This is a genomic window from Candidatus Arsenophonus triatominarum (assembly GCF_001640365.1).
In the GTDB taxonomy this organism is placed as follows: domain Bacteria; phylum Pseudomonadota; class Gammaproteobacteria; order Enterobacterales; family Enterobacteriaceae; genus Arsenophonus; species Arsenophonus triatominarum.
On the sequence record NZ_LWMI01000069.1, the window covers coordinates 1 to 11,444 of the forward strand.

Annotated in this window: 11 protein-coding genes and 5 pseudogenes; all 16 read right to left on the reverse strand. The window is 45.7% G+C overall.

Going from position 1 to position 11,444, the window contains the following annotated elements; genetic code table 11:
* On the reverse strand, nt 1–318 hold a 318-nt coding region (locus AYJ55_RS22765; RefSeq protein ID WP_063658029.1), incomplete at its 3' end, for a hypothetical protein.
* A complete protein-coding gene (locus tag AYJ55_RS22770; RefSeq protein ID WP_063658031.1) occupies nt 318–737 on the reverse strand; it encodes a DUF4054 domain-containing protein in 420 nt (139 codons plus the stop codon). The genes AYJ55_RS22770 and AYJ55_RS22765, both read right to left, overlap by 1 nt.
* Nucleotides 734–1,051 (reverse strand): hypothetical protein, encoded by a 318-nt coding sequence (locus AYJ55_RS22775; RefSeq protein ID WP_063658033.1) that lies wholly within the window; start codon nt 1,049–1,051, stop codon nt 734–736. Before AYJ55_RS22775 ends, AYJ55_RS22770 begins: the two co-directional genes overlap by 4 nt.
* A gap of 2 nt (nt 1,052–1,053) precedes the next feature.
* Entirely contained in the window at nt 1,054–2,082 is a 1,029-nt protein-coding gene (locus AYJ55_RS22780; protein WP_063658035.1) for a major capsid family protein, read from the reverse strand.
* Between the two features lie 4 nt (nt 2,083–2,086).
* Complete coding sequence (locus tag AYJ55_RS22785; protein ID WP_063658037.1) at nt 2,087–2,572, reverse strand: structural cement protein Gp24; 486 nt, start codon at nt 2,570–2,572, stop codon at nt 2,087–2,089.
* Nucleotides 2,551–3,645, reverse strand: a complete 1,095-nt coding sequence (locus tag AYJ55_RS22790) for a DUF2213 domain-containing protein (RefSeq protein WP_063658045.1) — start codon at nt 3,643–3,645, stop codon at nt 2,551–2,553. The genes AYJ55_RS22785 and AYJ55_RS22790 overlap by 22 nt, the downstream gene beginning before the upstream one ends.
* Nucleotides 3,646–3,676: 31 nt before the next feature.
* Complete coding sequence (locus AYJ55_RS22795; protein ID WP_245677217.1) at nt 3,677–4,465, reverse strand: phage head morphogenesis protein; 789 nt, start codon at nt 4,463–4,465, stop codon at nt 3,677–3,679.
* A complete protein-coding gene (locus AYJ55_RS22800) occupies nt 4,431–5,846 on the reverse strand; it encodes a phage portal protein (RefSeq protein ID WP_063658039.1) in 1,416 nt (471 codons plus the stop codon). Before AYJ55_RS22800 ends, AYJ55_RS22795 begins: the two co-directional genes overlap by 35 nt.
* Nucleotides 5,846–7,451, reverse strand: a pseudogene (locus AYJ55_RS22805) (terminase large subunit). The gene AYJ55_RS22800 and the pseudogene AYJ55_RS22805 overlap by 1 nt, the downstream one beginning before the upstream one ends.
* 171 nt (nt 7,452–7,622) lie before the next feature.
* Nucleotides 7,623–8,166: pseudogene (locus tag AYJ55_RS22810) on the reverse strand (terminase small subunit).
* A gap of 214 nt (nt 8,167–8,380) precedes the next feature.
* Nucleotides 8,381–8,965, reverse strand: coding sequence for a BRO family protein (locus AYJ55_RS22820; protein WP_063653562.1), 585 nt, complete (start codon nt 8,963–8,965; stop codon nt 8,381–8,383).
* Between the two features lie 177 nt (nt 8,966–9,142).
* Complete coding sequence (locus AYJ55_RS34985; protein ID WP_342668205.1) at nt 9,143–9,328, reverse strand: lysis system i-spanin subunit Rz; 186 nt, start codon at nt 9,326–9,328, stop codon at nt 9,143–9,145.
* Nucleotides 9,295–9,591, reverse strand: a pseudogene (locus AYJ55_RS34990) (lysis system i-spanin subunit Rz); the annotation flags it as partial. The gene AYJ55_RS34985 and the pseudogene AYJ55_RS34990, both read right to left, overlap by 34 nt.
* Nucleotides 9,558–10,044 (reverse strand): annotated as a pseudogene (locus AYJ55_RS22830) (lysozyme). The pseudogenes AYJ55_RS34990 and AYJ55_RS22830, both read right to left, overlap by 34 nt.
* Nucleotides 10,004–10,195 carry a phage holin family protein gene (locus AYJ55_RS22835; RefSeq protein WP_063657962.1) on the reverse strand — a complete coding sequence of 64 codons (192 nt, stop codon included), beginning with the start codon at nt 10,193–10,195 and terminating at the stop codon, nt 10,004–10,006. Before AYJ55_RS22835 ends, AYJ55_RS22830 begins: the two are co-directional and overlap by 41 nt.
* 743 nt (nt 10,196–10,938) lie before the next feature.
* Nucleotides 10,939–11,383, reverse strand: a pseudogene (locus AYJ55_RS34995) (ORF6N domain-containing protein); the annotation flags it as partial.
* Between the last annotated feature and the right edge of the window lie 61 nt (nt 11,384–11,444).

Sequence of the window (11,444 nt, forward strand, 5' to 3'; positions counted from 1 at the left end):
GAGTGCCAAAATTGAATCCTTAATATCGCTAACGACTTTTTCACCCAATAATCCCGCCGCTTCTTTAACATTAACACCGGCGCGCATGGACAACGCCAGATAGGTTGACCAGTCTTTTTGATGGGCTGAAATAGCGTTACGGAAGAAAGGGCGCGGTGGCTGGTTATTCCCAGGATTGCCAAATTCGTTCATGTAAGCCACTTCAGCAACCCGACGGCCTTCTGGATAGCTTGCCTCTTTTGGAAAGCCGACGTTTAACGTCAGGTCATTAAGCTGCTTTTCCTGTGCGTCAAGACACGCTTTTATCTTCCCCGCCATCAGCTGCACCTCACCTCAATACCTGGGAAATAGGCAAACATCCGGTAGGGCTTGGTCAGTTGCCAGAAAAGCTGCCCCCATTTTGACTGAAAATACCAGGCTTGCGAGTAAGGTAATCCCTGCCCGACATCAAGCGACACGGAAACACTGCCTTCTGATGCACTCGCAACCCGACCGATAGCGCCGGACGCACCTGAACCCTTACCCTTCGTATCACCAAAGGTGATATCGCACAGATGCGCCGACAGCAGATAAAGCAGGCGCTTGCGTTTGTCTAAATCTGGCTCTAGTGCGCCTTCAGAATTATCAAACGCCGTCTGCGCGATATCAAACATGAGATTAAGCTGTGTATCGGCAACGTTGTCGTACTGTGGGTAATCTCTGCGAAACACTGCAATATCCAATGTCACGACAGTCATTCAACCTCCGTGGGTTTGACGGTTGCCTTTTTCGGGTTAATCGGTTCTAAACCGGTTTTGACCTGTGCTCTTTCCTTAGCGGCTGAGGAAAAACTTTTTTGATCGGTGACCTTGAAGATTAACCCCTTTTTGATAAATCCCGCCTGCGCGTAGGTTTTTGAAAATACATTGAACCACGCCTCATCTACGCCTTCAGTTATGCCAAAACCGCCATAAATGGCGCAAGCGTTAGCCCCTTTCAATTCGATAGTTTCATTCTTCACGGTGGCTTTTAGACCATGAGGGAGTTTACAGCCGACAATGATTTTTCCCATGATCAGATCCCCAACATTTGAGCAAAAAGCATGGGTTGTGTGATCACCGTGCCATACGTACTGGCCGCCACTTTCTGCGACCAGCTTGAGTGTTGCTGAAGAAGCGGAAATGCCCGATATTTTTGCGAATTCGCCACATAGCAAGCAGGCTGTCCCTGATAGCTGCGCACGAACATCTGTATTAACTCACCGGCATCGGTACTCAATTGTGGAGCCGTTTCAATGCGTAGATTGGGGAACGCTTTTTTGATCAAGTCCTCAAGCGAGGTGGCCATGATTTCATTAGACGATTTGAGATACACAGAGGCTTTGTTTGACAATACCAGCGTCAGGGAAGAAGCCATATCGACACCGTCACCGACCACCCCATTCGTTCGTCCTACCAGGTCACTGTAGAGTGCCAAAATATCGTTGTAACGCTGCTGGATGGATTTATCTTCCCATTTCGTTTTACCACTCACCTTGGTTGGTGTGATCGGCGTGGGAAGCTGAGGGTTATTTAATGCGCCGTAGTTAACGCCTTCAACACCAAAAAAGGCAAACCGGTTGTAATCCTGGTTAATCGTGTTGGCGGCCGCCATCTGTTTTTCAGCAGCATAGTTGATCATCGCCAGTCCCATGCGCGCCGATTCTAAATCGCCATAGGTGATCATCGTCTGAAAACGATATTGGCAGATGGGTTCAAATTGCAGGTTAACCTGGTTTGCCCCGTTTTCGTTATAATCGCCATAGGAGGAGATATGACCACTGTATTCAGCGCGGGGAATTTCCCAGAAATCGTGTTGCCACAATCCGATTGTGCGCTCGCCGTAAATTTCCGTGGCACGGGTTGGGGCAAATACCGTTCTGATAACGTTCGGATCGATACCCCCCGCGACGATGGCAGGAATACTACCATTGGTCAAAGTGGAGGGTAACGGCTGGGCATCATTGGCCAGATACAAACGGTTGACTGAAGCAGGTAACGTCACCCCCCCTTCTTTAGCCCGTTTCATGAGTGCGTGGAAATCATTGTGTGTTAATTGCGCCATCGTATTAGCTCCAGCTTGACATGATAAAAATTTCACCCACCGCGGCGGCGGTCATCACTTTAAAAGGGGTTTCGATAAATCCGTCTTTCGTCGTCCCTGCGTTAGCCGTTTCAATCGTGCCATCCGCCAGTTTCGCATAAACTTTTTGGCCGATAGTGGTTACCGTTGCTGACTTGGCCCAAAAGTCGCCCGTTTTGTAAACGGAGACCTGTTGTCCCTGCGGGATGGTCATACTGTTTTTTTCATCCCAGTTCACAAGGGCGGTTCGCTCATTGCGGACAAATCCCAGGATTTCGCCGGTACCGCTGTTGTTGAGCAGGCTAGGTTTACTGTCATCACGCCAGGCGAAACGGGCCATCACGGTACCGGTAGAGCCGGCACGGAAACAGCCGCCTAATGGTGGCACCACCGCAAAAGCATCATTACAGGAGGCAAAATCACCTTCCCGACCCGGTGCCTGATAAAGCGCTACATTGTTCTGAAAGGCCATAATTTTGCTCCTAAAAACTGGTCAACACGGGACACTGCACTTGAGTCAAAGGCGACTTGAGGTTTACCTTGATTGCCTGTGTTTTTGAGCATCTCCACCATTTTCGGGAGCGCTGAGGGATGAACCCCTTTTGTGTCGATACCATTTTGACTGAGGGTTAATCGGTAGACTTGTTCGGCAGAGTCACAGGCCACTTCACCAATCAGCGGTGAACACAAACGTTCTGCCGCACGAAGCGCTGCAAATTCACGCCGAATTTTGTTCTCTGCCTGTTGGATCAGGATAGCCGCATCGTTAGCGGTTTTTTTATCCTCATCATTATCGTCATTCGTCCTTTTTTCTTTATCCTCCTCGCTTTCGTTATCCTGTTTATCATCCGACGGATCTTCTTTTGTCTCCTCGTCATTCGCTTTTGAGGTCAGTCCATTGATATACTCTGCCACCGTATGAATATCCTCGTCACTGGCATTTGGCAGGCGCTCTTTCAGTCCTGCGATCATTTCATCATCGGCTTTCTTTTCGTCTGCCATTTTTTTTAAATCCTCTGGTTTTGCGTCGTTGACTAGAACATCTGGCCCCGTCCTGCCATCAGGAACAATCGCCAGGTGGTAGGCGTGAATATTGCGCATCACGCCATCATAGGCCTCTCCATCAACGCTGCCCGGCGTCATATCCGGTACGTAGCTGTAGGAGGGCGATAATTCGCGCTGGATATCGGTTTCAATACCCGCTTTTGCTGCTTCATCCCAAATAGAAATCGAAGCGATGAGATAGGGAAATTCAAAACGGATATCATTCATCACGGCACCCACCGCGAGATCGGTGATGGGTTTCGTATTATTCTCGGCAGGATGCCCCATCAGAACGGGGATACCGTTAAACGTCGGCATGGCTTTTTCCAGCTCTTGCGGGGGGCGATAAAGCTGATATATTTTTCTGGATTCCAGACCCAACTTTTCATAGCCAGGTATTTCAACGCCGTAATAACCGCTAATGTTCGCTTTGCTTATCCGGTTATCACGGACATACATTTTGCCAAATTTGTCCACTTCCCGCGCAGATTTGGCATCCATCGCGAGACCGTCTTTTGTCACTTGCACGTTGTCAATCCTCGAAAGTGGGTAAAACCGGTTCCCAAATACACCCACAATTGATTTTTTCACCTGGCAGGATGTATTCACCGCTAATCAGGCAGCCTTTACGGAGCGAAAATTTCTTGCCCGTGGCTTTTACATGATCAGGCCTTGGGTGTTGCCCTGCGCCGGTATGTCGCCAAATCCCCTCAGTTATCCCCAGCGCATGCTGTCTCACTGCCGCCAAGGCAGAATTCGCTTTTCGGTTCTGGTCACGGGCAATCAATTCCGCCCTTCTGGCAGTTACGCCAAACTGTTGTCCCAATGTTTTTTTAAGCTGAGCTAAATCACCTCCCCGCGAAACAGACTGGAGAACCACGGATTCAACGTTAGTGAAATAGCGTTGGGGGATGGATTTAATTAATGACACGTTCTCCGCCACAATCGCTGTCACCGCATTGTGCATGTCGCGCGTCATTTTGAAATCAATCGCAAACCCCTTATCGACCAGCTGCTTTTTAAGGGGCACATCCACATTACCGGCTGCTCGGTTAACGAAGGTTTTTGCCAGATCGTCGGATAAGGCAGTGAATTTCTTTACCCAGCGGGCAGAAAGCGCGCGGAGCGTATTCCTTATCATTGAGGCGGGGCTGGCGTCGTAAGCAAGAGAATTTTTTGAAAAGGAAGTTAAAATTTTGGCGGTGACGTTTTTATGCATCCTGGTAATCTGGCGACGTAATTCACGCTGATACCAAAGCTGTATCCCTGCATTGGGGAGTGAAGGTTTAAGTGTTTTCTCCTTCTTTTTCGTCTGTTTCATCTTCGTTTTCCTGCCCGTTCATGAAAGCAAAACCACTCTTCGGATTATTGATAAGCCATTGAGCGACATCCATCGTCGAAATACATGAACTCGTTGCTAAATTAGCCAGCATTGAAGCGTTATTGAGATTTATCTCCGACATTTCCTTTTCGGTTAGCTCATCGAGTGGGTTAAAGGTGAACGTAATTTCGGGTAATAGCTGCCCAAATTCCGCTATAAACAGGTAATCCAGCATTTGCTGTATCATGGGGCGAATATTGCGTTCCTGAATACCGGAGATGGTTTCGTGCCAGACATCGATTTCACCCTGCCCGTTTGCATTCAGTCCCGCGGGCGCATTGCCAAGCAGCTTAATCACCGGCATCCGTGAGGGAATACACAGTTGTTCCTGATAGTTTGAGGCGATTTTCTCAAGATCCGTCATCGGTGTATTGATCTGAAAAAACGCTTCCTCCGTATCTAGCGCCAGTACCCCGCGATTGTTTCGGTAGTTGGTCATGATATCGATGCGGCGTTTGAACTCGCCTGGGTTTTCCATCCGTTTTTCCATGTCGGTTTTCAGCCCCGTCAGCGTAAAAGCCTTGACAATTTTGGGTATTTCATCGCGGATAGTTTCCCACGCCTTGACATAAGGCTCCATTAGCTGGATCAGCGATAAGCCCCCAAAGTTATAGGCAGGTTTCAGTATCTGTGATACCGGACGCGTCACTAGGTCAATAAATCGGGAGGCATGGATGGTCTGCCCCATCACAAACCACGATGAAGGCTGATAAAAATCCGGCTCCCACGGTCTGAGCGTGTTATACATCGCCGGATACGTCCAAATAGGCTCAATAATACGAAAACCGCGAAATTTATCGCCCACTTTTGCTCTGTCTTTAAAGAGCGGATTGCGCATTTCATTCTCATCGGCGCCCATGTCAATATAGATATGCGCTATGCCGAACAGACAATCATGCAAAACGGCCTGATGGATCATATCCTGAAGGCGATATTTCACGATTACCCCTTCCACCTCATTAACGAGGTCCTCATCATCGGATGAGGATTTTACGGTTAACCAATTGCGCGTAACCTCGTCAGCAAAAATCGCGGCAACATTGGCGTACTCGGATTGCTGCGCTTTCATGGCCAACATCGGGTATCCCTGAAACCCACCATACAAACAATCACTCCCGAATGCATTCAGGGTTTCATACGGGGTGGCATCATTCGCCAGCGCATCCGCTCTCTTTGCTTCGGGTATCACGCTTGCGGGAGGGGCATAGGGTTTGAATTCGTAGACTGGCTGCTCACTGACCGGATACATATCGATGTCAGAGATGGAAAATGGCTTTTTCCTTTCAGGCTTAACGTCCTTTTTCCTGTTTCTTTTGCTCATTAGAAAAATGCCTCGTCGGGAATATGGAACGGTTTTGGTACGGGCGAAAATGCCATAATTAATGAATCGGCCATGTTGGGTGAAGCGATGCCCCGTTTTTTCATGTCTTTTTTGCTCTCGACTTTCACCCGTCCATTGTTGTCGTAATTCACCCGAGGACGGGATAATTCAGCTTTCAGAGCGTCAAGTTGTTTTATACTTGCGCTCAGACTGATTAACTGGTCATTGGTAAATTGATTGATGAAATGCTTATCATCGGGGTGTTTCTCCAACTGCATGATACATCGCCAGGTATTAAAAAAACGGTCTCGGACGCCCCACCAGGCTTGCGCTTTGATATTCGCGAACATATCTTTATTGGTTTTTCCCGCCACATATTTTGCGTCAGGTTTAAAGACAGCCCCACCCGCGTTGAATCCGGTTGCGGTGATATGACATACCCGTCGTAGATGCGCTTTCACCCCTGCCCCTACCCCGATGGAGTCATAGATGATTTCATCGGCATGGGCTTCCTCAGCATAGTTTTTGACTCGGTTTGCTGAGCTGATCACGTCACCTTTACTCCACTGCTGGCAATCCGTGACAACCGATCCGTGTGCAAACGTGAGGGCGTTGCTGTCATCGCCCTCATCTGCAACGTCAAAACCGAGTCGTTTAGCCCCCGTTGTCAAAACCCCAGTTTGATATGGGCATCAATGGCCGCCTGTACCCATTCGGCGGGAATTAAGATACCTTCAACAGACGCCTGATAGTTCAAATCCAGTTCCTGCGCCACAATGACCGGATTATCGATTTTCAGGCACTCTTTTTCGTACCATTGTTCATCTTTACGGGGGTCATTGCGCCAGTGAAAGGTAAACACCGGAATGCGTCCACTGTGGCGTTTTTGGGCAAAAGGATTGTCCATCCCATTAACCGAGCTTAAGTCAATGCGACAGCGGGTAGTTTGGGATAGGGCAGCATCAATCAATAGCGGACGAGGCAAAAAGGCGGCTTCATCGACGAAATAGAGTGTCGTCCGGTCACCCCGTCCAATATTGTCCCCGCTTCACCCTTGATAATGGCGCCGGTGTTTGGAAAATTGACCCGCATATAAGGCGCGTGTTTTTTCGCTACCCAGCCTCCCCGAAACTCTTGCGGTAAAGTTTCAATAAACTTACGGGCTTTCCAGAACAACGCTTTCGGGTCACCGGTGCTGTCAACATACTCTTCTTTGCGTGAACCAAAGCCAATTACCATCTCTTTATTAAAGAGACATAAAGCGCATGCGAGTGCAATTGACGTCCAGCTTAAACCCATTTCACGACTCTTTTCGGTAATGCCATTTTCACGTCCTTTCCAGCGTGTCATTATCCAGTCAATCCATGCTTCCTGTTTCGGAAACAGTAAAAAAGGGGTTGTGACGGGGAGGCCGTAATCAATATTACGTGGGTCTGTTGTCATGCCCCAATCAATAATAAATTGGGCGGGGTTTTGCTGATAGAAATGGGCCAATAGTTTAAGATTTTCCGGCTGCTCCCGAAGACGTTGTAGTCGCTCAGCGCGCCATTCAAACACCTGAACATAATCCGGTTTTTTAAAGTCAAAAGGAAAGGGTAACGGCATAGAAAAATGTCCGGAAAAGGGTCAGTCAAAAAAATATTTTGCGCATAACTGTGTACATAAAAAATATAAAACAGGGTGTTGTTAAATATAACTACATGATATTAAACAATTATGTTTGCATGAATGTTATTCTTAATCCAAATAAGCAAGCAATTTCAGCCCTTTACCCCATCAATTTTTATAGGCTTCTGCCGCCTGTTCGGGGGTCATCTCACGGGTAATATGCTCGATAGGGTTACCCCCTTTTCCTGTGTGTTCATTACTGACCTGTTCGCGAAAAGCCTGAACAGCGATATGCTTACCTAATAGCTCAAGATTCTTAATTTTATCTGGCCATTTTATTTTTTTAAGCAACGCCTCTGCGCCCTCAAGGCGTATCGCCGCAATATCTAAACCACTTAATGTTGTCCGCCAGACTTTAGGCCATTCTTTTATTGGTTTTAAATCGCCTGACTCGTTCAGAATGTCTAATACGTCCATCTGGTCGATATCAACCAGTCGCTTAAGAACGTAGTCAGCATTAACCTCAATGCGATTTTTGCGCTCCTCCATGAGGTCTTGTATGCGTTTTTGGATGTCTAGTTTTGTAACGTTCTCACTCCCTATTCTACGGGCTGTTTTTTCGCTATAGCCTGCTCTTATTGCCGCCGTGTGTTGCGTTTAAATCAATCAGATACTCTCGACAAAAGGCTTCCTGTTTATCTGTGAGAGTCATAATAGCTACCTTACTTAATGTTTATTTTTAGCCGCACTCTTCGCCCATCGTTTAGCCTGATTGAGACAATCCACTATCATCTTGCCTCGTCTGCTTGCGGGTTGTTTGCGGTAGTACCGGATAGCTTCACTTGTTGCCATTGCTGCTATTAATGAAGAAAAGCCGAGCTTGATTAACTCGGCCTTGACATTAGTTTCGATGAATTGTTCGTGGTTCATGCTGGGATTTCTCCGTCAGGAAAATCACCAAGATCAGGTATATTAAGTTGAGTTAGCTTTAGTGCTATAGCGGTTGCTTCTTTTACTTTCTTTATGTCTCTTTTACGCTGAGCTAATAAACCACTACCCTTTTGCCCTCTATGCTTAAATGAAGCTTTATCAAACATAGCTATTGAGTCATGTATTTTTTGTCCAGTAAGTTCAGTTAATGTCTTTATGTCAAGAACGCCAACTTCAACATTTGATTCTTTTTCAACCAAATCTAGTAGCCATATTCTTAAATCTTTTGCTACTTTTGTTCGTGAAAACATACCAATAAGATAAGCTCCACGCAGGGAATATAATCTTACATCGGATACAAATTTATTGTAACTCGTTGATTTATCCGAGGTCCTCACTTTGGCTACAACACTCATACTGGCAGTAAATTCGTCTTTATGTCTGTTATAAAGATTAGCGACTTTTTTGCTGTCTTTATATTCAAGTAATTTTGCTAAATGTTCACCTGTGAGCCATATCTTATTATCTCCATTATTAAAAGGAGCAATATTGTGGGTTTTAAATGTTAATACACTATTCATGATGTCTTCCTTACTTAGGTAATGAACCTTTGCCACATAGGAAATCAGCCCATCGAAGTGACATCAGCAAAACTGATTACCTCAAAGGCTCATTCCTAAATAACGGGTTCGATGTTTGGATTAGTTGCGTATGTGGCACGCTAGATTTGTTAAGATTTGAACGTGTCAATTACCGATTCATTGACACTGTGTTTTGATATATTTTTGCAGATATTCCGTCTGCTTTTCGTTCTCAGCTATCATCGCTCTGAGACGGAAATAATCTTCTCGAGCTGCCTCACCAAGTTGTGGGGTGGCTTCATCATGTCGGCTCTGGGGGTAGCGGTTTTGGATGTACGACACACGGCGTTGAGGCGCAACCACTTGTTACCAGCACGAACAGCATCATGCAGCTTATCAAGCTCTGTTTTGGCATTATTCAGTTCCTCGGTGTGTTGAATATTGAGTTGATGTAAGGTATCGATTTTTTGCTGTTGCCGTTTCACGGCTTCAATTTGTGCGTGATATTGCTGTTTTAATGTTTGGTAGTTTTGCCTGATGGTTTGATAACGGTAGTTGATAAAAATAAGTGAGAGAATTAACCCTGCAATAATCACTCCGATAAATGAGTAAGGTCGCCATAACATATTACGCTCTCAATTTCCCGACGGGTAATTAGCCCTTTCCAAACTTCGCCTTTCACATAAACCCACCGCTTCATCTCATCACATGCCCCTTTTCGGTCATTGTTGTTGAGCTTTTTGAACAAGGTCGATTTGGCAAAATTACCCCACGCCCACGTTATAAGCAAATGAGTAAAGGGCTGCCTGTGTTAGCGTGTTGATATTGACCTTAATCAACGGGTCAACATAACGCTTAACGGCTTTTAAATCGTCATTAAGCCACTTATCGCAGTCTTCTTGCGTGTACATCCGGTTACGCACAATATCCTTGCCTGTGTGCCCGTAGCAAACAGAAAGAATACCGCCACCGTCAAAATAGGGCTTAAGTCTCAGCCCTTCGAAATGCGTTATCATCGCTGAGGCTAAAAACAGCGCACTACCGCCCGTTGCCATCAATATTTTTTTCGGTATCTTCATACTGACGCTCCTTGAGTTTGTACTCCTTTTTGCGGTAGTACACGTTGATAAAAAATGTCCCTATCGTGCAGACAATACCCATCACAGCTACCCACTGCTCAAGGGTAAAAAAATCAAAAATCGTTGTCATGACTCCCCCGATGGTGGTCATGATGCCCACAGATAGGCGGCAGGTGTTGAGTATTTTTCAGACATGCGCATATACCCTACCTTTGAGGGTTCCATTGCTTTAAATTAAACAGGGGAAGCCAACCGCCTTACTCATTTATGTTTAATGGCTTGTGAGTATTGCGGTGGCGTAAACGAAAAACCCCACGCTTTCACATGGGGCTATGCACTACTGCCTTAATTACCTTATATGTACCCTACGAGCTTATAAAAAGTAGTGCGTTAACAAGATATAATTATTAGGTCAATGAAACAACAAAAAACCCACAAAAGTGGGGTTCTAATATATGTTTAAGCGCTAACTCAATAGCTATACGCTACTATAACATATAATACTGTACGGATGTACGGACAGTCAAGCATTTTACTGAATGATTTGATCAATATTTAACGTCGTTGTAGAAATTGCTGAATTTCGGCTTGTTGCCAGCGTGTTAGTGTATCTGCCAGAACAAGAGTATGCTCCTTACTCTCTTCGAGTAATTGTTTCATTTCAGCTAATACTTGTCTGCATCCTCACGTTTACGGAGCACTCTCCTTACGGCCTGTTTCTCAGCCTCATAAATCGCTTCTTTAACACCATTGGTGAAGTTATAAAATCTTTTCACATTCTTTTGCGATTATGGGTATCTGATTAACTTCAAAATTTTGGGGTGACTCTACCCCTGTTGCATGACGTAGAGCATACCAGATGCCTTGCGTCCACGAACGCTCAAATCGGAAGCCGTTAGCCATCGTCCAAATGAGACGAGAAAGGTGTGAGGTGTCATCTGCGGTTAATAATTCTCTGGCTTCTGGATAGTGTTTAGGCGTATTAAATATTTTTTCTGAATGAAAATAGCAATCTTCTAATTGCTCGAAGACTTCCCATGCTTGATCTGTCTCTAGCATCTTTGCATGACGAGCAGCTCCGCGTTCTGTCCATAGAATAAGGCTACGAGTTTTGGGTGAAATTTGCAAATGTCTTAAAGACACTCTCAAATTATCAAGATCACTTCCTACTATTTTATAAAAATGCTTGCCATGAACAAACCTATCAGTATTACGGTTGTGATTTTTTCGAATTCTTGCTGACTCTGTACCGTAAAGTTCAGCTAAAAGCTCAGTGGTAATAAAGGATATTTTTATGAGTGATGACACGTAGGGATTCTGTAGATACATAGTTAGCCATAATCGGCCTCCTTTACAGTTTAAGTTATGACTACCAGTTAGTTATTGGTAGCCAGGCGTCA